Source organism: Vogesella amnigena, assembly GCF_042648905.1.
Taxonomy (GTDB): domain Bacteria; phylum Pseudomonadota; class Gammaproteobacteria; order Burkholderiales; family Chromobacteriaceae; genus Vogesella; species Vogesella amnigena.
Window position 1 is genome coordinate 91193 of record NZ_JBHRYH010000012.1, and the last position, 20812, is coordinate 112004.

The 20812-nt window shown below is 62.7% G+C and carries 15 protein-coding genes and 4 tRNA genes; 11 read left to right on the forward strand and 8 right to left on the reverse strand.

The features are described 5' to 3' along the window. Positions 1-13 precede the first annotated feature (13 nt). A complete protein-coding gene (locus ACFOKJ_RS05920) occupies positions 14-439 on the forward strand; it encodes an NUDIX domain-containing protein (RefSeq protein ID WP_390277453.1) in 426 nt (141 codons plus the stop codon). Positions 440-444: 5 nt separating this feature from the next. Next, on the forward strand, positions 445-795 hold the full coding sequence (locus tag ACFOKJ_RS05925; protein ID WP_390277455.1) for a thioredoxin family protein: 351 nt from the start codon (positions 445-447) through the stop codon (positions 793-795). Positions 796-870: 75 nt separating this feature from the next. Here the strand turns inward: ACFOKJ_RS05925 and ACFOKJ_RS05930 are convergent, their stop codons facing one another. The 3 genes from ACFOKJ_RS05930 to folD all read right to left on the reverse strand — a co-directional run bounded on the left by ACFOKJ_RS05930 (position 871) and on the right by folD (position 3246). After that, on the reverse strand, positions 871-1428 hold the full coding sequence (locus ACFOKJ_RS05930) for a hypothetical protein (RefSeq protein ID WP_390277456.1): 558 nt from the start codon (positions 1426-1428) through the stop codon (positions 871-873). Then, entirely contained in the window at positions 1428-2288 is an 861-nt protein-coding gene (purU, locus tag ACFOKJ_RS05935; RefSeq protein WP_390277458.1) for a formyltetrahydrofolate deformylase, read from the reverse strand. The genes ACFOKJ_RS05930 and purU overlap by 1 nt, the downstream gene beginning before the upstream one ends. A gap of 106 nt (positions 2289-2394) precedes the next feature. Continuing rightward, positions 2395-3246 carry a bifunctional methylenetetrahydrofolate dehydrogenase/methenyltetrahydrofolate cyclohydrolase FolD gene (gene folD / locus ACFOKJ_RS05940; RefSeq protein ID WP_390277461.1) on the reverse strand — a complete coding sequence of 284 codons (852 nt, stop codon included), beginning with the start codon at positions 3244-3246 and terminating at the stop codon, positions 2395-2397. A gap of 233 nt (positions 3247-3479) precedes the next feature. Between folD and ACFOKJ_RS05945 the strand changes: the two genes are divergently transcribed. From ACFOKJ_RS05945 to ACFOKJ_RS05965, 5 genes are all read left to right on the forward strand, one after another. Next, positions 3480-3556: transfer RNA gene (locus ACFOKJ_RS05945), tRNA-Pro, on the forward strand. Positions 3557-3585: 29 nt separating this feature from the next. After that, positions 3586-3662 (forward strand) — tRNA-Arg (locus tag ACFOKJ_RS05950). Positions 3663-3675: 13 nt separating this feature from the next. Next, positions 3676-3751: transfer RNA gene (locus tag ACFOKJ_RS05955), tRNA-His, on the forward strand. 46 nt (positions 3752-3797) lie between these two features. Next, a tRNA-His gene (locus ACFOKJ_RS05960) sits at positions 3798-3873 on the forward strand. A 228-nt stretch (positions 3874-4101) separates the two neighbouring features. Continuing rightward, positions 4102-4776, forward strand: a complete 675-nt coding sequence (locus ACFOKJ_RS05965; protein WP_390277464.1) for a GntR family transcriptional regulator — start codon at positions 4102-4104, stop codon at positions 4774-4776. Between the two features lie 71 nt (positions 4777-4847). Here the strand turns inward: ACFOKJ_RS05965 and ACFOKJ_RS05970 are convergent, their stop codons facing one another. Continuing rightward, positions 4848-6014, reverse strand: a complete 1167-nt coding sequence (locus tag ACFOKJ_RS05970; protein ID WP_390277466.1) for an ABC transporter substrate-binding protein — start codon at positions 6012-6014, stop codon at positions 4848-4850. A 79-nt stretch (positions 6015-6093) separates the two neighbouring features. Between ACFOKJ_RS05970 and ACFOKJ_RS05975 the strand changes: the two genes are divergently transcribed. From ACFOKJ_RS05975 to ACFOKJ_RS05990, 4 genes are all read left to right on the forward strand, one after another. Next, positions 6094-8733, forward strand: a complete 2640-nt coding sequence (locus ACFOKJ_RS05975; RefSeq protein WP_390277469.1) for a PAS domain S-box protein — start codon at positions 6094-6096, stop codon at positions 8731-8733. Next, positions 8730-9362, forward strand: a complete 633-nt coding sequence (locus ACFOKJ_RS05980) for a response regulator transcription factor (protein ID WP_390277471.1) — start codon at positions 8730-8732, stop codon at positions 9360-9362. The genes ACFOKJ_RS05975 and ACFOKJ_RS05980 overlap by 4 nt, the downstream gene beginning before the upstream one ends. 437 nt (positions 9363-9799) lie before the next feature. Beyond that, positions 9800-13240 (forward strand): pyruvate carboxylase, encoded by a 3441-nt coding sequence (locus ACFOKJ_RS05985; RefSeq protein WP_390277473.1) that lies wholly within the window; start codon positions 9800-9802, stop codon positions 13238-13240. Positions 13241-13506: 266 nt separating this feature from the next. Beyond that, a complete protein-coding gene (locus tag ACFOKJ_RS05990) occupies positions 13507-14637 on the forward strand; it encodes a branched-chain amino acid ABC transporter substrate-binding protein (protein ID WP_390277475.1) in 1131 nt (376 codons plus the stop codon). A gap of 259 nt (positions 14638-14896) precedes the next feature. Here ACFOKJ_RS05990 and ACFOKJ_RS05995 read toward each other — a convergent pair whose 3' ends face one another. From ACFOKJ_RS05995 to ACFOKJ_RS06010, 4 genes are all read right to left on the reverse strand, one after another. Continuing rightward, on the reverse strand, positions 14897-17194 hold the full coding sequence (locus ACFOKJ_RS05995) for a putative bifunctional diguanylate cyclase/phosphodiesterase (protein ID WP_390277477.1): 2298 nt from the start codon (positions 17192-17194) through the stop codon (positions 14897-14899). Positions 17195-17589: 395 nt separating this feature from the next. Further along, positions 17590-18375: a substrate-binding periplasmic protein gene (locus tag ACFOKJ_RS06000; RefSeq protein ID WP_390277479.1), complete on the reverse strand. Its 786-nt coding sequence runs from the start codon at positions 18373-18375 to the stop codon at positions 17590-17592. A gap of 387 nt (positions 18376-18762) precedes the next feature. Then, positions 18763-19215, reverse strand: coding sequence for a single-stranded DNA-binding protein (locus ACFOKJ_RS06005; protein ID WP_390277481.1), 453 nt, complete (start codon positions 19213-19215; stop codon positions 18763-18765). A gap of 81 nt (positions 19216-19296) precedes the next feature. After that, positions 19297-20658, reverse strand: a complete 1362-nt coding sequence (locus tag ACFOKJ_RS06010) for an MFS transporter (RefSeq protein WP_390277483.1) — start codon at positions 20656-20658, stop codon at positions 19297-19299. Positions 20659-20812: the final 154 nt, after the last annotated feature.

Sequence of the window (20812 nt, forward strand, 5' to 3'; positions counted from 1 at the left end):
TTTGACCCCCACCATGCCGCGCTTGGCGACTGCCATTATCGAATTGCCGGACGGGGTGCTGATGACTGCCAGCCCAACCGGTCGCTTCAGTCTTCCCGGTGGGGTGTCGCAGCGTGGGGAGCTGCGCTCCCAGGCCTTGTTGCGCCACATCCGCGAGCAGACCGGCTTGCGCATCAACTCCATGCTGTACCTGTTTGATCATGTCACCCAGCACAACGCGCACAAGGTGTACCTGGCCATTGCCCAGGGCGCACCGCGCCTGCAGGAGGCCGGCAGCCGCATGACGCTGGTGACCTCGCCGGACACCGAAATGGATGTGCATGTGGAGTCGCGCGCGATTCTGCGCCGCTATGCCAAGGTACGCGGCGAGCAGGGGCCGAAGAGCGAGGCGGTGCGCGCCATGCTGCAGCTGGCCCGCTACATCGCCAAGGTGGATTGAACGCCATGTCGGCAGCGGCCATGCGCTGGCAGCCGCTGGACGAATTCGATTTCGACTCCCGGCTGGCGGCCCGGCCCGGTATCAGCGTGGTGATGTTCGGCCAGCCCCACTGCGGGGCCTGCCGCGGCTGGCGGCAGCAGCTGCCGCACTGGCTGGCAGAGGATATCGGCCTGTATTACGTCGATGTCGCCGTGGCGACAGCATTGGCACGGCGTTTCGGCTTGTTCCACCTGCCGGATTTCGCCCTGTATCGAGACGGCGCTTTCCATGCCATGTGGCGCAGCGCCTTCGAGCGGCAAGAGCTTGGCCGCAGCCTGCAGGCCGCCTTGCAGGTGCCGGCGCAGGAAGAACCCTGACGCCCCCCATGGCGTGACAAAATGAGCAAGCCCTTGCAGCGACTGCAAGGGCTTGTGCGTTTCTGCCGGGTAAGCTTATTGCCCGACCGGCACGACCAGCTCCGGCACACTGGCGATGCCCAGATCGTTGCCGAGGCTGAGCATGCCCAGCAGCAGCGCCAGCGCCATGGGTGCAAACAACAGCGTACCGAGCAATACGCGGCTGCGGCTGGCACCGCTGCAGGCTGCCAGTGCATTCACCAGCACCAGTACATTGCCCACCCCCAGCACCATGGACAGCCCCTGGCCCACGTCAGTGGGCAGCCAGTAGGTGAGCGGATCCAGCAGTTGCAGGCCGCTGGCTGCCAGGATCAGGCCGAACAGCGAGCCCTGCAGCCCGCTACCGGCCCGCTGCAGCCACCAGCGCATGAACAGGCTGAAACCCAGCGTCTCCAGCGTGATGTAGGCGGTGAACAGTGCCACCAGCCCGGCGCTATCGCCCTGGGCGCCGGCAGCAATGGCGCTGGCGGCGGCCAGGGTGCCCAGCAACAGCAGCACCAGCAGCAGCTGCAGCGGGGAGTAGCGGTAGTGTTCCAGCGGGGCGACGCGCAGGCGAACCAGGTCGATGGCGTCGTGCAGCAGTGGCAAGCTCATCAGTCAAAAATCACGGTTTTGTTGTTGTAGGCGAGGATGCGGTTTTCCAGGTGCCAGCGCACCGCCCGCGACAATACCACGCGTTCCAGGTCGCGGCCTTTCTGGATCAGGTCTTCCACGTCGTCACGGTGCGAGATGCGGGTGACCTCCTGCTCGATGATCGGGCCGTCGTCCAGCACCTCGGTCACGTAGTGGCTGGTGGCGCCGATCAGCTTCACGCCGCGGGCAAAGGCACGGTGGTAGGGCTTGGCGCCGTCGAAGGCCGGCAGGAAGCTGTGGTGGATGTTAATGACGCGGTGCGGGTAGCGCTCCACGAACTTGTGCGACAGCACCTGCATGTAGCGCGCCAGCACGATCAGATCCACCTCGGCGGCTTCCAGCAGTGCCCACTGCTCGGCCTCGGCCTGTTCCTTGTTGTCCTTGTTCACGCTGATCACGTGGTAGGGAATACCGTGGTATTCGGCCAGCCGGCGGCAGTCTTCGTGGTTGGAGATGATCAGCGGAATGTCGCAATCCAGCTCGCCGATGCTCCAGCGGTGCAGCAGGTCCACCAGGCAGTGTTCGTACTTGGAGACGAAGATCGCCATGCGCGGCTTGCGTACCGACAGCGATACCTCCCACTGCATGTTGTACTTGGCGGCAATTGGCGCGAAGGCAGCGGCAAAGCTGTCCATCGGCAGGGCAAAGCCTTGCAGGTCCCACTGCACGCGCATCAGGAACAGGCCTTCCACCGGGTCCTGGTGCTGGTCGGCGTGCAGGATGTTGGCGTTGTAGGTCAGCAGAAAGTTGGCGATGGCGGCAACCAGGCCCTGGCTGTCCGGGCAGCTGATCAGCAGCGTGGCGGAGTGTTTGTTACTCATTGCTCTGGCTCTTTGTCTGTTTTTATCGGGGGCGTGCTATCGGTAAAGACAAACGCCACCGCCGGCACGGGGCAGACGGTGGCGTCGAAGTGCATGCAGTCTGCTATCAGGCGTTGAGGTTGGCCGAATCCAGCGTGTTCTGCAATAGGGTCGCCACGGTCATCGGGCCGACACCACCCGGTACCGGGGTAATGAAGCTGGCGATGTCGCGTGCCGGGGCAAAGTCCACGTCGCCGCAGATGCTGCCATCAGCCAGGCGGTTGATGCCCACGTCGATCACTACCGCGCCCGGTTTCAGCCATTCGGCCTTCACGAACTTCGGCTTGCCCACCGCGGCCACCACGATGTCGGCGCGGCCAACTTCGGCAGCCAGGTCGGCGGTGGCACTGTGGCACACGGTAACGGTGGCGCGCGCCAGCAGCATTTCCAGCGCCTGCGGGCGGCCAACGATGTTGGAAGCGCCTACGATCACCACGTTCTTGCCTTTCGGATCGATGCCGTACTCTTCCAGCAGCGTCATCACGCCGCGCGGGGTGCACGGGCGCAGCAGCGGCATTTTCACTGCCAGGCGGCCCATGTTGTACGGGTGGAAGCCGTCAACGTCCTTCTTGGGGTTGATGCGTTCGATTACCAGCTGCGGATCGATCTGCTTGGGCAGCGGCAGCTGCACCAGGATGCCGTCCACGCTGTCGTCGGCATTGAGCTGGTCGATGATGGCCAGCAGTTCCTCCTGGCTGGTGCTGCCAGGCAGGTCGTAGGCGACGGAACGGATGCCGGCCTTTTCGCAGGAACGTTTCTTGTTCTTGACGTAGATGCCGGAGGCCGGGTCATCGCCTACCAGGATCACGGCCAGGGCCGGGGCACGCTTGCCGGCTGCCACACGGGCATCCACACCTTCGCGTACGCGGTTGATCAGGGTTTCGGCGACGGCCTTGCCGTCGATGAGTTGTGCCGCCATGCTGCTATCCACCTAAAAATCGGTTGGTTGGAAGGAAAGGCCGGATTTTCGCATTTTTTGGCCGTTCTGCTCAATCACTTCAAGGGCTTGCCGTGCTGTGGCGGCAGATTTTTTTATGCCTCTCTGTCGCATGCATACCGCGACTTCGATAATCAAACAGCATGTGATTGCAAAAATTGCGCATCCACAGTTGACACGGAAAAGGCAGGTCAGTATAGTTCGCAGCCTGTTGTCGGGGCGTAGCGCAGCCTGGTAGCGCATCTGCTTTGGGAGCAGAGGGTCGTGAGTTCGAATCCCACCGCCCCGACCAACAGCCCTAATTTAGTCAGCCCGATGTGAGTGCCCGTAGCTCAACTGGATAGAGCACCGACCTTCTAAGTCGGGGGTTACAGGTTCGATTCCTGTCGGGCGCGCCAAAAATTTGCAGTGGTGGATGTAGCTCAGTTGGTAGAGTCCCGGATTGTGATTCCGGCTGTCGTGGGTTCGAGTCCCATCATCCACCCCACAATATCTGTCTTGTCAGTGTTCACTGGCCGGCACACCGTTCAGCGGTGGATGTAGCTCAGTTGGTAGAGTCCCGGATTGTGATTCCGGCTGTCGTGGGTTCGAGTCCCATCATCCACCCCATATGTACACCTCAAAGCCCTTGCGTCATGCGCAAGGGCTTTGTTGCGCCTGGCTGCCGGCAACTGGCGTGGCGCTCTGGCAGTGCTGGCCGGGGCACTGACCCCGGCAGTCTGAATCCCGGTTGCTGCCTCGGTTTTTCATTGTTTTCGCTTTTGCTCCGGTTGTAGGAAGTGATATTCACTGTAAAATCGGATACATTTGCATGTATCCGATAGCCAGAGCCACGCCATGACCACCTTGCAGCCCATCAAGCGCCAGACCCTGACCAGTGCCGTTACCGAATCCTTGCGTCAACGCATCCTGTCGGGTGAGTTTGCCGACGGGCAGCAGCTGCGCCAGGAAGCGCTGTCCAACGAGTACGGCGTCAGCCGTGTGCCGGTGCGCGAGGCACTGCGCCAGCTGGAGGCGGAAGGGCTGATCCAGATCATCGATCACAAGGGCGCGCTGGTGTCCAAGCTGTCGCTGGACGATGTGCTGGAGCTGGTGGAGATTCGCGCCATGCTGGAAAGCGAGCTGCTGCGCGCCTCCATTCCGCGCCAGGAGGCGGCAGATCTGGAAGCTGCCGAGGCCACGCTGAAAGAATTCGAACTGGCGCTGTCCAGCAATGATATCCGCCACTGGGGCGAGCTGAACTCGCGCTTTCACCTGGCGCTGTACCGTGCCGCCAAGCGCCCCAACACGCTGGCGTTGCTGGAACAGCTGCACAACAAGACCGACCGCTACACCCGCATGCAGATCCTGCTGACCCGCACCATGGAGCGCGCGCACGAGGAGCACACCAAGCTGCTCGACCTGTGCCGCAAGGGCGCGGCCGACGAGGCTGCCGAGTTCCTGCGCTTCCACATTCTGTCCGCCGGCCATGCGCTGGAAGCACACCTGAAGGACAAGGAAGTGCGCCGCTAAGCGCGGTTGTTAACGTAGTGGCAAACAAAAAGCACCTCTCGAGGTGCTTTTTTGCATTCCGGGCCGCGATGTTACGGGTGGCGCAGCCGGTCCTGCGGGTAGGCGTAGATCACCTTGCGCTGACGCACTTCGCCGATCACCGGAATGTCCAGTTCGATGGCCTCGTGATCACTGGCGGAAAACGGGCGCCGATAGGTGGCGATCAGGCCGGCTACCGGTGTGCGCAGGTTCTCCAGCGCGGCACGCACCCTGGGGCCGTCGCTGCTGCCGGCCTGTTGCATGGCGGCCGCCAGCAGCAGCAGGCTGTCGTAGCCCTGGGCGGCGGAGGGCGGCGAGGGGATGCGCTCGCCCGGATTGCGCTGCAGGTAGCGGCGGATGAAGCTGGCACGCAGCGGGGTGTTGCCGTCCTCGATGAAGGTCTGCACCATGCGCGCGCCCTCCGCGTTTGGCCCGGCATTGTCGATGAAGTTGGACATCGACAGCGTCCAGCTGCCGATCAGCGGGATGCGCCACTCCATCTGCGCCAGGGTGTTGGCGATTTGCGCCAGTTCCGGGCCGATGGTGTAGGTGAGGATGCACTGCGCACCGGCAGCGCGCGCCGCCTCCAGCGCCCGGCTCATGTCCAGCTCGCCATTGCGGAACTGCTGCACGCTGACGGCGCGGATATTGCTGGCCTGCAGCGCCTTCAGCAAGTCCTGCTGCCCCAGGCGGCCATAATTGCTGTTGTCGCTCAGCACCGCCACGCGGCGAAAGCCACGGCGCTGCGCCTCGCGCACGATCAGCGGCGCCTGCAGCGCATCCGATGCCGCCACGCGGAACACATAGTTGGCCGCATGCCTGGGCGGCAGGAACTGCTGGGTAATCACATGCGCGGTGGCCACCGCGGTAATGGCCGGGATGTGGGCCTGCTGGTACAGCTGTTGCGACGCCAGCGCCACGCCGCTGTTGGCAAAACCGACGGTGGCCACCACCCGCTGCTGGTCGATCAGCTCGCTGGCCACGCGCACGGCGTAGGAGGGCTGTCCACGGTCGTCGCGCTCCACCAGCTGGATCGGCCGCCCCAGGATGCCGCCACGGCGATTGATGTCTTCCGCCGCCAGGCGGATACCGCCGCGCATGCTCAGGCCCATGGGGGAGGAGCCGCCGCTGAACGGGCCGGACACGCCGATGCGTATCGGCTGCATGGCACTGGCAAGGGCGGAGCAGAGCAACAGGGCAAGACAGGCTAGGCGTGGCACGGGCTGTTCCTGATGGCGGTGTTGGCAAGGAGTGCCTATTATCGCATTCCCGATTCCCTTGCGGCCAACCCGCCATTGCATGCGTACCCCCCGTTTCTATACCTCGCTCAAGCGCAGCCGTTTTCACTGGCTGATGCCCAACAGCACCATCGTGCTGTTCTTCCTGACCATGGCGGTGATGCTGTGGACGCTGGATGCGCGCGAAAGCGAGCAGCTGCGCACCGACCTGGCCAAGGACACGCTGTGGGCGGAACAGACCATGCGCCTGCGGCTGGACGGCCAGCAGAGCGAGCTGGCGCAGATGGCGCGCGACATCGGCCGCGAGGAGCTGGACGAGGAAGGCTTCCTGGTGCAGGCCTCGCAGTTCCTGGCCAATACCCCGGAAATGACGGCAGTGGTATGGGCGGATGCCAGTTTTACCCTGCGCTGGATCGCGCCATATGAGGATTCCGGGCTGGTGGCAGGGGCCGGTTTGTCCGGCGCCAGTGCCACGGCCTACCTGCAGGCGCAAAGCGAGGGTCGCTCGCTGTTCAGCCAGCCGTATCGGCTGGATAACGGAGACTGGCGCTTTGATCTGATGGTGCCGGTGTTCCGCGACACCCAGTTTCGCGGCATGGTGATCGCCATCTACCAGGCCAATGCCTTCGTGCGGCGGGTGCCGCCATCGTGGTTTGCCGAAAAATACTATCTGGAGCTGGGCAGCGGTAAACAGCTGCTGGCCAGCAACGCCAACAACACCACTACCAGCCGGGTGGTGCAGAGCATCCAGCTGGCCGGCACGCCGCTGCAGCTGCTGGCGCGGCCGGTGCGCAGCAGTGTGGACAAGAACCGGCTGATCCAGCTGGGGCTGGTCACCGGCTTGTCGGTGCTCACCCTGCTGAGCCTGATCAGCCTGTCGCGGCATATCCGCCGCCGGGTGGCGGCCGAGCGCGAGCGCGACCGCGTCTACAACCTGTCGCGGGAATGGCTGGGTGTGATGCGCGCCGACAGCACCCTGCTGCACGTCAACCCGGCGGTGGTGGCCGGGCTGGGCTATCCGGCCGAGCAGCTGGTGGGCACCTCGTTCCTGAGTTATCTGCACCCGGCGCAGCGCGAAGCTACGCGGCAGATGTTGCAGCAGCTGCTGCAGGCCGGCAGCGTGGACCACTACCTGGAAACCCGCGTGCTGAGCCGCAGTGGCGATACCTTGCTGCTGGCCTGGGCGCTGAGCCCGCTGCCGGATGCCGGGGTGATCTATTTCTCCGGCCGCGACATCACCGCGCAAAAGCAGGCCGAGCTGGCGCTGCGCCACGAATACATGTTCCGCAAGGCGATGGAGGATTCGCTGGTGGTGGGCATTCGCGCCATCGACCTGGAAGGCACCATCAGCTACGTGAACCCGGCATTCTGCCGCATCACCGGTTACGACGAGGCCGAACTGATAGGCCTGCGCCCGCCGTACCCGTACTGGGCGCCGGACGTGGCGCCCTACAACTACGAAGTGCTGCGCCAGACGCTGTCCGGCGAGCATACCCAGCAGCTGTTCGAATCGGTGATGCAGCGCAAGAATGGCGAGCGCTTCTACGGCCAGCTGCTGGTATCGCCGCTGATCGATGCCGATGGCCAGCAAACCGGCTGGATGGCGGCACTGAGCGACATGACCGAAAAACGCGAGGCGCAGCAGCTGCTGGAGGCGGCCAACGAGCGCTTCATCGCGGTGATCGAAGGGCTGGATGCGGCAGTGGCGGTGGTGCGCCCCAGCAGCCAGCAGCTGCTGTTCAGCAACCACCGCTACCGCGAATGGTTGGCCGCAGACAGCGACGACAGCGGCAACGAATACTGCGACCTGCGGCTGTACCGGCTGTTGCGCCATGCCAGCAGCGAGCAGGAAATCTGGCTGGACGAGCCGGCGCGCTGGTGCCTGCTGCGTACCCGGCCGCTGCGCTGGGTGGATGGCGAGGCGGCGCAGATGCTGATTCTTACCGACATTACCGAGCAGCGCGCCGCGGAGCAGCGTTACGAGGAGCAGATGCTCAAGCTGCAGGCCACCTCGCGCTTGATCACCATGGGCGAGATGGCCTCCACCCTGGCGCATGAACTCAACCAGCCGCTGTCGGCCATCGCCAACTACCAGGCCGGCTGCGTGGAACGGCTGCGGCAGGGCAAGGCCAGTGCCGAGACGCTGATTCCGGTGATGGAGAAGATCACCGCCCAGGCCGAGCGCGCAGGCAAGATCGTGCGCCGGGTGCGCGAATTCGTGAAGCAGAGCGAGCCGGTGCGCAAGCCGGTGGCGATCGGCGAGGTGATCGACGCCGCGCTGGCGATTGCCGATATCGAGGCGCGGCGGCTGGCTTGCAGCATCAATGTGCACCTGGCGCCCGGTTTGCCGCTGGTGCATGTCGACCCGATCCTGATCGAACAGGTGCTGCTGAACCTGATCAAGAACGGCATGGAAGCCATGCAGCAGCTGCCGCCGGCCGAGCGCCAGCTGGAAGTCTCGGTGCAGCGTCACAATGGCCGCCGCATTGAGCTGGCCATCGTCGATCGCGGCCACGGGGTGCCGGACGACATCAAGACCCAGCTGTTCGATGCCTTCTTCACCACCAAGAGCGATGGCATGGGCATGGGGCTGAACATCTGCCGCTCCATCGTCGAGTTCCATCAGGGTCAACTCTCAGTGGAAGATCATCCGCTGGGTGGTACCATTTTCCGCTTCACCCTGCCGGTGTATGAACCATGAACCGTACCGACATCCGCATCCATATCGTTGACGACGACGAAGCCTTCCGCGATTCGCTGCTGTGGCTGCTGGAAAGCCACGAATACCGTGTGCTGTGCCACGACAGCGCCGAAGGCTTTCTGGCCAGTTTCCAGCCTGGGCAGGGCAGTGGCTGCCTGATCCTGGATATCCGCATGCCGGGCATGAGCGGGCTGCAGCTATACGAAGAACTGCAGGCACGCGGCAATGCCTGGCCGGTGATCTTCATCACCGGGCATGGCGATGTGCCGATGGCGGTGCAGGCGGTAAAGCGCGGAGCGCATGACTTCCTGGAAAAACCGTTCAACCAGGAAGCGCTGCTGGCGGCGGTAGAGGGCGCGTTGGCCGCAGCGGCCAGCGCGCGGCAGAACGAAAGCGGTGTGCAGCAGTGCGAGGCGCGGCTGGCCACGCTTACCAGCCGCGAACGCGAGGTGCTGGAGCGGGTGATCGAGGGCAAGATGAACAAGATCATTGCCGACGACCTGGGCATCAGCATCAAGACGGTAGAGGCGCACCGCGGCAAGATGATGGACAAGATGGGCGCCCGCTCGATTGCCGACCTGGTACAGACCGTGGTGGCCTACCGCCAGCAGAAAGGGCGACCGGGCTGAGTTGCGCTGCGGCACCACCAGACCGGCCAGGCTGGCAACAATGTTCGCTCGTGGGCTGATTGATGTCGGGGGCAGGCAGGTAGCGCGGTCGGTCATCAGTGGAGAATCATCGCAGAAGTGCTGGCAACGACCGAGGTAGGTGGGCGCACGGCCAACCAGCCGCATCCCACCGGGCGCGGCTGGGCATATGGCTCCGGGCGGCTGTGCGTCGATGACGACGATCCATGCCGCCACGGGCTTGCCCTGTAGACGTCGATGCTCATGGCGGACGCTTTGCGTTCGCCATTTTTGAGTCTGCTACGGGCGCCTCGAAAAGCACGGATTTCTAAGCGAGCAACGCAGTATCGCAACGCAAGCGGGAGTTTTTCGAGGTGCCCCTACGTTCAGGCTGCCTGGCGCTGTTCCCTTTTCCGACTCTGGTTTTGTGTGGCTCTTATATGAACGCTATCCGCAGCATCCTGATCGCCAACCGCAGCGAAATCGCCATCCGCGTGATGCGCGCCGCCAGCGAAATGAACATTCGCACCGTCGCCATCTATGCGGAGGAAGACAAGCTCGCCCTGCACCGCACCAAGGCCGACGAGGCTTACCAGGTGGGTGCCGGCAAGAAACCCATCGCCGCCTACCTCGATATCCCGGACATCATCCGCATCGCCAAGGAAGCCAAGGTGGATGCCATTCACCCCGGCTACGGCTTCCTGTCCGAGAACCCGGAGTTCGCCGAAGCCTGTGCTGCCGCCGGCATCACCTTCATCGGCCCCAAGCCGCAAGTGATGCGCCAGCTGGGCAACAAGGTGGCGGCGCGCGAGCTGGCGCAGGCTGCCGGTGTGCCGGTGGTGCCGGCTACCGGCGCTCTGCCGTATGACGTGGCCGAGGCCAAGCAGCTTGCGGCCAACGTTGGCTACCCGCTGATGCTGAAGGCCAGCTGGGGCGGTGGCGGGCGTGGCATGCGCGTGGTGGAACACGAGGGCGAGCTGGCCGATGCCATGGACGTGGCGCGGCGCGAGGCGCTGGCTGCCTTCGGCAACGATGAGGTGTACCTGGAAAAGCTGGTGCGCCGCGCGCACCACGTCGAGGTGCAGGTGCTTGGCGACCAGCACGGCAACCTGGTGCACCTGTTCGAGCGTGACTGCTCGGTGCAGCGCCGCAACCAGAAAGTGGTGGAGCGCGCCCCGGCGCCGTATCTGAGCGAGGCACAGCGCGCCGAGCTGTGCGCGGCGGCCCTGAAACTGGCGCGGCAAGTGGGCTACACCCACGCCGGCACGGTGGAATTCCTGCAGGATGCCGATAGCGGCCAGTTCTACTTTATCGAAGTCAACCCGCGCATCCAGGTGGAGCACACCGTTACCGAGGCGGTAACCGGGGTGGACATCGTCAAGGCGCAGATCCGCATCTCGGAAGGCGCGCGTATCGGTAGCGAAGAGAGCTTCGTGCCGGCGCAGGCCGATATCCGACTCAGCGGCCACGCGCTGCAATGCCGCGTCACCACCGAAGACCCGGAGAACGGCTTTACCCCCGACTACGGCCGCCTCACCGCCTACCGCAGTGCCGCCGGTTTCGGCGTGCGGCTGGATGGCGGCACCGCCTACGGCGGCGCGGTGATCACCCCGTTCTACGACTCGCTGCTGGTGAAGGTAACGGTGTGGGGCCACAGTGCATCCGAGGCCAACGCCCGCATGCACCGCGCGCTGCGCGAGTTCCGCATCCGCGGCGTGTCCACCAACCTGCCGTTCCTGGAAAACGTCATCACTCACCCGCTGTTCGTATCCGGGCAGTGCACCACCCGCTTCATCGATACCAGCCCGGAGCTGTTCCGCTTCTCGGCCCGCCGCGACCGCGCCACCAAGCTGCTGAACTTCCTTGGCGAGGTGATCGTCAACGGCAACCCGGAAATGGCCGGCCGCCAGCACCCCAACCCGCTGCCGGCGCAGCCACGGCTGCCGCTGGTGACGACTCCGGCGCCCAGCGTCAAAGGCAGCCGCGACATCTTCAAGGAGCTCGGCGCCGAGCGCTTCGCGCAGTGGATGCGCGAGCAGCCGCAGGTGCTGATCACCGACACCACCATGCGCGACGCGCACCAGTCGCTGTTTGCCACCCGCATGCGCAGCACCGACATGCTGGCAATTGCGCCGTACTACGCCAAACTGGCGCCGCAGCTGCTGTCGCTGGAATGCTGGGGCGGTGCCACCTTTGACGTGGCGATGCGCTTCCTGAAGGAAGACCCGTGGCAACGGTTGGCCGCATTGCGCGAGGCGGTGCCCGGCACGCTGCTGCAGATGCTGCTGCGCGCCTCCAATGCGGTGGGCTACACCAACTATCCGGACAACGTCGTCCGCCAGTTCATCCAGCAGGCCGCCGCCGGCGGTGTGGACCTGTTCCGCGTGTTCGATTCGCTGAACTGGGTAGAGAACATGCGCGTGGCAATGGACGCGGTGCGCGAATCCGGCGCGCTGTGCGAAGCCGCCATCTGCTACACCGGCGACCTGTTCGACAGCAGCCGCCCGCGCTACAACCTGCGCTACTACGTGGACATGGCCAAACAGCTGGAGCAGGCCGGTGCCCACATCATCGCCATCAAGGACATGGCCGGCATCTGCAAGCCGCGCGCGGTATCGGCACTGGTGACGGCGCTGAAGCAGGAGGTCGGCCTGCCGATCCACTTCCACACCCACGACACCTCCGGCATTGCCGCCGCCAGCGTGCTGGCCGCCATCGATGCCGGCGTCGACGCGGTGGATGCGGCGCTGGACGCCATGAGCGGGCTGACCTCGCAGCCCAACATGGGCTCGATCGTGGCCGCGCTGGCCGGCGGGCCGCGCGATAGCGGGCTGGACCCGCAGGGGCTGCAGCAACTGTCGGACTACTGGGAACAGGTGCGCCGCAGCTACGCGCCGTTCGAAGCCGACATGCGCGCCGGCACCGCCGCGGTGTACCACCACGAAATGCCGGGCGGGCAGGTGACCAACCTGCGCGAACAGGCCCGTTCGATGGGGCTGGAGGCGCGCTGGCCGGAAGTGGCCGAAGCCTACGCCCAGGTCAACCTGCTGTTCGGCGACATCGTCAAGGTCACCCCCACCTCCAAGGTGGTGGGCGATATGGCGCTGTTCATGGTCTCCAACGGACTCACCCCGGCGCAGGTGGCCGACCCGCAACGGGCCATCGACTTCCCGGATTCGGTGGTATCGCTGTTCAAGGGCGAGCTGGGCTACCCGGCGCACGGCTTCCCGGAAGCGCTGCAGCGCAAGGTGCTCAAGGGCGAAGCCGCACTCACAAAGCGTGCCGGCGCGCTGCTGCCGCCGGTAGACCTGGCGGCGGAACAGCAGAAGCTGGCCGCCAGCCTGGGCCGCGACTGCACCGAACAGGAACTGGCCTCGCACCTGATGTACCCCAAGGTGTTCAAGGACTTCGCTGCTCACAGTGCCCGTTTTGGCGACGTGTCGATCCTGCCGACCAGTGCTTTCTTCTACGGCCTGAAGGAGGGCGAGGAAGTCTGCATCGAACTGGAACGCGGCAAGACGCTGCTGCTGCAGCTGCTGGGCCGCGCCGACACCGACGATGGTCACGTCAAACTGTTCTTCGAACTGAACGGCCAGGCGCGGGTGGTCAAAGTGGCCAAGGCCGGTGCCGTGGCGGCCAGCGCGCAGCCGAAGGCGGAAGAGGACAACCCGCACCACGTGGGCGCGCCGATGCCGGGCATGGTCAGCACCGTGCTGGTGGCGCCGGGGCAGGCGGTGGTGCAGGGCGACACCCTGCTCACCATCGAGGCGATGAAGATGGAAGTGGCAATCAAGGCGGAGCGCGATGGCGTGATCCAGCAGGTGCTGGTGGCCTCCGGCAAGCGCATCGCCAACAAGGACCTGCTGCTTACCTTCCAGTAATTTGCGCGCCGCTTGCGGCCAACATCAGGCAGTAACCATGCCCCGGAATTTCCGCATGCGGAGATTCCGGGGCATTCGTGCTTTCGGCTTGCCTGTTTATGTCGTATCCATCCCCATTCTTGTCGCGAATGACAAAGGATCGCACTGCTGATTCTTCAATAGTCAATAAAACAAAAATATCAGCCAGCAAAAATGTATTTACATTTTGTGGCCGGTGACTGCACACATTCCCCCCCACCAAAAAAAAATCAATCAGGAGAATAGCAATGCAAACTTCCAAGAAAGTGCTGGCTGGCTGTATCGCAGTGGCCTTTGGCTGCTCGGTTTCCGGCGCGATATTTGCCGCCGATCAGGTAGTGAAAATCGGCCTGACCGGCCCGCTTACCGGCCCGCAGGCAGCCACTGGCAAGGACGATGAAAACGGCGCCCGCATGGCGCTGGATTACATCAACGCGCAGGGGCTGGTGATTGGCGGCAAGAAAACCCGTTTCGAACTGGTATCGGAAGATGATTCGGCCGACCCGCGCACCGGCATGCTGGTGGCACAGCGCTTTGTCGATGCCGGTGTCAACGCCGTGCTCGGCCCGTATAACTCCGGCGTGGCCATTCCTATCTCCAAGCTACTGAACGATGCGGAAATCGTGATGGCAACCGTGGCCTCCAACCCCAAGGTAACGCAGGGCGGCTACCAGTATGTGTTCCGCATCGGCAGCACCGACAGCCAGTCCGGCACGCGCATGGCAGTGTTTGCGGCCAAGAATATCAAGGCGAAGAAATTCGCGGTGATCGACGACCGCACGGCTTATGGCCAGGGCCTGGCCGATGAGTTTGAGCGCGCGGCAAAAGGCAGCGGGGTGCAGATTGCCACTCGTGAATACACCAACGACAAGGCTACCGATTTCACCGCGATCCTTACCCGGATCAAGGGCATGAAAGTGGATGGCGTGTTTTATGCCGGCTACCACGCGCAGGGTGGCCCGCTGCGCAAGCAAATGTCCCAGCTGGGGCTGAACGCTTACCTGCTAGGCGGTGACGGCATCTGTAACGAGGAAATGTTCAAGCTGGGTGGCAAGACGGTAGACGACAAGGTGTTCTGTCCGCAGGGCGGCCCGGTGCTGGAGCAGAGCAATGCCGGCAAGAGCTTCAAGGCGGCCTACAGGAAGCGCTTCAACTCCGAACCGCTGACCTATGCGGCATCCATGTACGATGGCGTGATTCTGCTGGCCAAGGCCATGCAGAAGGCCAATTCCATTGATCCCAAGAAGTACAAGCCGGCACTGGCTTCCATCAAATACCAGGGCGTGGCAGGTAGCTACGAGTTTGACGACAAGCATGACCTGAAAAACTCGCCGATCAGCGTCTACACCTTCAAGAACGGGCAGCTGGTAGCGCTGTAAGCTGCACGGCCAACATGCAAATCGCCCGCCGGTATCCCCGGCGGGCGATTTTGCCATCTGGTGGCATCTATCGTTGATGACCAGTTCTCGGCCAATGCCGTCTTTCCGCATAGAAGAAAGGAACGACCGGTTCACTCAGAGTTTTGGACATGCGCCCCTACAGGAGCCGGGGCAGTCCATAGTGCTTAACTCTCTGTCCACGTAGAACGGTACAGATTAAGGTTCTGGATAGCAGTATTAACCAACTTTTCTTAGTTTGTTATGCCGATAACGTGAATCTGTTTAGTGTATGCATCTGATTCTGTTTCATAGCTATTAAGTCGGTCAGAGGCAGAGGTTGAGCAAACAGATAACCTTGATAATTATGACAGCCTTGTTGCTGTAGAAACGCCAGCTGCTCCGCCGTTTCTACCCCTTCAGCCAACACATTCAGATTTAGCGCCCTGGCCAGCACTATGACGGTACGCACAATGGCGGCATCGTGCTGGTCGTGCATAACATTGCGCACGAAGGACTGATCAACTTTCAGCTGGTCCAGTGGCAGTTTTTTTAGGTAGGCAAGTGACGAATAGCCGGTACCGAAATCATCCAGCGCAAACTGTACGCCGGTTTGTCTCAGTGGTGCCATTTTGTGGCTGCAGCCTTCGATGTCATCCACGAGGTCGCTTTCCGTCAGTTCCAGTACTAGCCGCTGTGGCGGGGCTCTGGTGGCGGAGAGAATGGTTTGAACCTGGCGGGTGAAGTCTGGGTGCCGCAGCTGCTTAATACTGATGTTCACCGACAGGCTGATGTCGGCCATGGCTGGCTGTTGACTGAACTGTTGTAGCTGGAAGCAGGCCTGTTCCAACACCCATTGACCGATGGGTATGATCAGCCCGGTTTCTTCTGCCAGCGCAATAAAGCGGTCCGGGCTCAATAGGCCAAGACTAGGATGCAACCAGCGCAGCAGCACTTCCGCACCATGAATGTTGCCAGCCTGGTCAACTTGTGGCTGGTACATCAGCCGTAGCTGGCCGTCAGCCACGGCCTGGCGCAGAGCTGTTTCCAGACTGGCGCGCTCGCTCAACGTCTTTTGCATCTGCGGTTCAAAGAAATGCACCGCATTGCGGCCAGCTGCCTTCGCACTGTATAGGGCCAGATCGGCCCGTTTCATCAGTTCGTCGCCGTTATGCTGGCCATCGGCAAACATGGCAATGCCAATGCTGGGGGTGGAGTGGTAGTCATGTCCGGCCAGGTCGTAGGGCGCATTCAGTGCCAGCCGGATGCGTTCACCCAGGCGGAGAGCAAGCTTCGCCGCTTCGTCGCAGTTCTTGCTCAGATTGGGCAATAGCACCACGAATTCATCGCCGCCCAGACGGGCCACGGTGTCGTCCTCGCGTACGCAGTGGTTCAGGCGTTGGGCAACATCTTGCAGCAGCAAGTCGCCCATGTCATGGCCAAGGGTGTCGTTCAGGGTCTTGAAGTTGTCCAAATCGATGAACAGCAGCGCGCCTTCATTTCCGCGTCGCCCGGCACTGCCGACTGCCTGCTGCAGGCGTTCCAGCAACAGGCGGCGGTTTGGCAGCCGGGTCAGCGGGTCGTAATACGCCAGATTACGGATTTCCTCCTCGGCACGTTTGCGCTGGGTGATATCCGTCAGGGTGGCAACGTAGTGGCTGATGTGGTCCTGGGCATCGCTCACCGCGGTGATAGTGAGCCACTCCGGGTAAATGTCGCCGCTCTTGCGGCGGTTCCAGATTTCACCGCTCCAGAAGCGACAACTTTGTAACTGTCGCCACATCTCGTCGTAAAACGCTTGTGGATGTTTACCTGAACTCAGCAGGTGCGGTGTTTGGCCGACGGCTTCTGCCTCGTTGTAACCTGTTATGGTACTAAAGGCGCGGTTGACCCGCAGGATGTTGTTGTTGGCATCGGTAACGAAAATGCCCTCCTGCGATTCGAACGCAGCGGCGGCAATGCGCAGCTGTTCTTCATCTCGCTGGCGGCGGGCTTCCAGCTTCTCGAAACGTAGGTAGTACACGCTGGCCATGCCGATCAACAGCAGCAGGATGCCGCTGACCAGCGCAACGGCGAAGCGCGCCTCGTGGCGCCAGTTGGCCAATACCTGCTGGCGGTCCAGTCGTACCACGATAATGAACGGATACACACGCGATGCCCGGTAGGCACTGATTAGCTGTCTGCCGTCCGCCAGCTGTTCAGTAAAGCTGCCGGCTTCGCTCTGCGCCAGTTGAATGCGCAGGGCCGGGCTATATACCGTGGCCGCCGGCTGGAGGTTGCTGCTGATCAGCAGGCTGCCATCGTAACGCAGCAGGGCGACTTGACCTTGTTCGGCGGCGAGGTGCGAGTTGTAGAAGTTCAGGAAATAGTCGGTATTGAGTGCCGCGACGGTAGTGCGCCAGCTGCCATCCGGCTGGGCGGCATCCAGCAATAGCGGAATGAAACTGAGGGTGTCATCTGGCTGTCGGGCAGTGGCCCGCAGATCGGCGAAATCGCGGCCGGCAAACAGCGGTCCGCTGCGCAGCACCGCCACCGGCGCCGTACTTTGCGGCATGAACATGCGACGATCCAGCGCGATGCCAAGGTTGGCCGCATTGGAGCTGTGGCGGATGTGGTCAGTGGCATCGGCAAGGGCAATCGAGCGCAGATACGGCGCCTGCTGCAGGTAGAACGACAGTCGCTGGTGGGCCTGTGGATCACTGCCGGCCAGGGTAAGCGTGCGCTCCACCACGGTGAGGCTCTGTGTCAGCTGGTCTTCCATGGCGCGCGCGGTCAGGCCGGCCAGCGCAAACTGCCGCTCCAGAGTGTCGTTGTGCAGCCGCCATAATACCGAACCGGTGGCAATGGCCGCGGCCAGCAGCACAAGCGCGATCGCCGTCAGAAAGACGTTGCGGCGCCGGCGGCGTGCCTCCGCAGGAGCCTGGAATGCCAAACTGTACAAAATGTTAACCCGTCTCAATACTCCGCGATCGGAGCCAGTTTATTGCGCTTGATGGCTGCCTGCAGGCGACCATCGGCCCGTACCTTATCCAGGAAGGATGATACCCGCTGATACCAGGCATCGTCGCCCTTCTGCATGGCATAGGCGTAGTGTGTCAGGTGATAGGTACTCGGTGGTGACACCAGGCGGGCCCAATCGGTAGTTTCCAGCATGCGGCGGCTGAATGGGTAGTCAGTCATGAATGCATCGGCGCGACCGGCTTCCACTTCCTGCTCTCGCCCCTGCGGGGTAGCGGTTACCAGCAAAGTGGCTTGCTTCAGTTTTTCGCGCATCACCGATTCGTGCAGCGTGCCCTTGGCCACCGCTACCACGGTGCCCGGCTTGTCAATATCGGCCCAGCCCTGGATGCGGCGGTTGCTGCGAGAGGTGATAGCGTAGATGTCGCTCATCAGGTGTGGGCGGGTGAAGCGCAAGTGTTCGCTACGCTGTGGCGTGATGCCGATGGCAAACATGGCGATGTCGCACTTGTCCTGCTCGATGTCATTGATCAGGTTAGCAAACGAGCTGTCGATGAAGCGCACCGGTACCCGCAGCTCCTGCCCAAGCGCATGGGCCATGTCGATATCGATACCTGAGAGCTGCAGCGTTTTAGGGTTGCGGTAGGAAATGCCGTAATAATCCGGCCAGATACAGACTTTCAGTTCATTGGCGGTCTGGATCTTTTCTAGGCGGCCAGCGTAGGCGGCGGGTAGTTGCAGCAGACTGGTGGCGGCTAGTAGGCTCAGGAGCGTGCGTTTCATGGTGGGGATGCTTTCGTGATGATTTATTTTTGTATCTACACAACGCCCCATGACAGCATGATTGCACGGTGGGTCGTATGTTCTGATTTTATTGAGTGCCGCAACCGTGTGAACTGAGAAAAATCAAAGGAGCTGTTTCCAGCTTCATGCCGCAACCCACTGAATTGCACCTCTTTGATTAGATGCATTTTCGGCCGCTTCCAATAGGAGTTCGGTCATTGTCATCGGTCACGCTGTCGTCTACTTTGGCCGTACTGCAGCCCACTATGACTTTCGCAGCCCTAATCCGCTACCTAAGCTGAGTGTTGATTGACAAGACAAATGAAAAGAGCCCTGCTACTGCAGGGCTCTAGGGTGAAACTTTACACTTGATGTCGTAGGTGTAAATTAGAACGGAATGTCGTCGTCCATATCGTCCATGCGTGGTGCCGGCTTCGGGTCCATGCGGCGCGGGGCTGCCGGCGGGGCGGACGGTGCCTCCATGCGCGGAGCCGGGGCGCTGTAGCCGTCATCCATCGGCGGCATGTCGTCGCGGCGGCCGCCCTGCAGGCTCAGCTCGTTCACGCGTACGTCCGGCGAGGTGCGCTTTACGCCTTCCTTGTCGGTCCACTCGCGCAGGGTAAGCTGGCCGTACACGGTAACCTGCTGGCCCTTGGCCAGGTAGTTCTTCAGCGATTCGCCACGCTTGCCCCATACCTGGCAGCTGAACCAGTTGGTGGTCTTGCGCTCGCCAAAGCCGATGTCGCTGGCCACGCGGAAGCTCAGTACCGGTTCGCCGCTGGGGGTGTAACGCAGTTCGGCGTCGGCGGCCAGGCGGCCATCAAAAGTAATGCTGTTCATGCAGTTCTCCGGAAAATTCAGTCTTGCGCATGGTTGCGTCTGGCGCAGCCTGCGCAGTGTAGCGTGCCGGCCTGTCGATGACTATGGCTTGGCGGACAGCAGGCGGCGCACGCCTGTTTCGTCCCAGCCTTGTTGCGATACCTTCAGGTAGGCCACGCCTTCGTCCGGCATGATCACTACCTCGCTGACGCCGTCCAGCGCCAGCAACTGTTGCGACAGCGTGGCACGGTCACCCTGCCAGTCGTCGTCCAGGTGAATCATCTGAGTCTTCACTGCCTTGGGCGGGGTCATGGTGGCTGCCAGCAGCAGCCAGCTGGCCATCAGTACGCTGGTAAAGCCAAACACGCCGGCGGCGCCGAAATGGCTGTACAGCCAGCCACCCAGGGCGGCGCCCAGGAACAGGCCGATGGATTGGGCGGTATTATACACGCCGATGGCGGTGCCCTTGGCATCGGCTGGCGCGATCTTGGAGATCAGCGAGGGCAGGGTGGCTTCCAGGATATTGAAGGCGATGAAGTACAGCGTCAGCCAGGTGACGATCATCCAGAAGCTGGACAGCGCCAGCGCCATACCCAGCTGCGCGGCGGTCATCAGCGCCACCGCGGCCACGAATACCTGCTTGAGGCGGGCTTTTTTCTCGCCGTAGATGATGGCCGGCACCATCAGGAAGAAGCCGGCCACCACCACCGGCAGGTACACCTGCCAGTGATCTGCCTTGTCCAGGCCGCCGGTGCTGGTCAGCGCGAACGGGATGGTGACGAACATTGCCATCTGCGCCGCGTGCAGCGCGAAGATGCCGTAGTTCAGGCGCAGCAGCTGCGGGTTGCGCAGTACCGCCGGCAGGCGCTTGGTATTGGCCTCGGCGTCGGAATGAAAGCGCGATACCACCGGGTCCGGAATGATCTTCCACACCCCCACCAGCGCCATCAGCGACAGCACGCCGGTGAGCGCGAAGATGCCGTTGACGCCGATATGCTTGGCCAGCAGCGGGCCCAGCACCAGGCTGACGGCGAAGGTGGTGCCGATGCTCATGCCTATCATGGCCATGGCTCGGGTGCGGTTTTCCTCGCGGGTAAGGTCGGCCAGCAGCGCGGTGATCACGGCGGAGATGGCGCCGGAGCCTTGTATTACCCGGCCGACGATCAGCCAGCCGATGTCGTGGGCGCTGGCGGCGACAAAGCTGCCGATGGCGAACAGCAGCAGGCCGAAGTAGATCACCTTCTTGCGGCCAACCTTGTCGGACAACATGCCCAGTGGCAGCTGCAGCAGGGCCTGTACCAGGCCGTAGCTGCCAAGCGCCAGGCCGATCAGGGTGTGGTTGCCGGCGCCTTGCAGCGTGGAGGCGTACAGGGCGAATACCGGCAGAATCAGGAACATGCCCAGCATGCGCAGGGCGTAGATACCGGCCAGGCCAAGGCTGGCGCGCAATTCGAGAGCAGTCATCAGGAACGGGTTCGGGCTTAAGCGGGCAGCAACGCAGGTCAGGCTGCCGGCGGCAGTGTAGCGTGGCGCGGTGGCGCTTGCTGTTTCAACAGGTAACGCGGCTGGCGATACCTGCGTTGCCAGTCGTGTGGAGCAGGGTATGCCAAGTCCGGTA

Excerpts from the sequence above, each read along its gene's own strand:
- ACFOKJ_RS05985 (WP_390277473.1), top strand. The coding sequence starts at position 9,800 with ATGAACGCTATCCGCAGCATCCTGATCGCCAACCGCAGCGAAATCGCC.
- ACFOKJ_RS05920 (WP_390277453.1), top strand. The coding sequence starts at position 14 with ATGCCGCGCTTGGCGACTGCCATTATCGAATTGCCGGACGGGGTGCTG.
- ACFOKJ_RS05975 (WP_390277469.1), top strand. The coding sequence starts at position 6,094 with ATGCGTACCCCCCGTTTCTATACCTCGCTCAAGCGCAGCCGTTTTCAC.
- ACFOKJ_RS05995 (WP_390277477.1), bottom strand. The coding sequence starts at position 17,194 with ATGTTCATGCCGCAAAGTACGGCGCCGGTGGCGGTGCTGCGCAGCGGA.
- folD (WP_390277461.1), bottom strand. The coding sequence starts at position 3,246 with ATGGCGGCACAACTCATCGACGGCAAGGCCGTCGCCGAAACCCTGATC.
- purU (WP_390277458.1), bottom strand. The coding sequence starts at position 2,288 with ATGAGTAACAAACACTCCGCCACGCTGCTGATCAGCTGCCCGGACAGC.
- ACFOKJ_RS05925 (WP_390277455.1), top strand. The coding sequence starts at position 445 with ATGTCGGCAGCGGCCATGCGCTGGCAGCCGCTGGACGAATTCGATTTC.
- ACFOKJ_RS05965 (WP_390277464.1), top strand. The coding sequence starts at position 4,102 with ATGACCACCTTGCAGCCCATCAAGCGCCAGACCCTGACCAGTGCCGTT.
- ACFOKJ_RS05990 (WP_390277475.1), top strand. The coding sequence starts at position 13,507 with ATGCAAACTTCCAAGAAAGTGCTGGCTGGCTGTATCGCAGTGGCCTTT.
- ACFOKJ_RS06010 (WP_390277483.1), bottom strand. The coding sequence starts at position 20,658 with ATGACTGCTCTCGAATTGCGCGCCAGCCTTGGCCTGGCCGGTATCTAC.
- ACFOKJ_RS06005 (WP_390277481.1), bottom strand. The coding sequence starts at position 19,215 with ATGAACAGCATTACTTTTGATGGCCGCCTGGCCGCCGACGCCGAACTG.
- ACFOKJ_RS06000 (WP_390277479.1), bottom strand. The coding sequence starts at position 18,375 with ATGAAACGCACGCTCCTGAGCCTACTAGCCGCCACCAGTCTGCTGCAA.
- ACFOKJ_RS05930 (WP_390277456.1), bottom strand. The coding sequence starts at position 1,428 with ATGAGCTTGCCACTGCTGCACGACGCCATCGACCTGGTTCGCCTGCGC.
- ACFOKJ_RS05980 (WP_390277471.1), top strand. The coding sequence starts at position 8,730 with ATGAACCGTACCGACATCCGCATCCATATCGTTGACGACGACGAAGCC.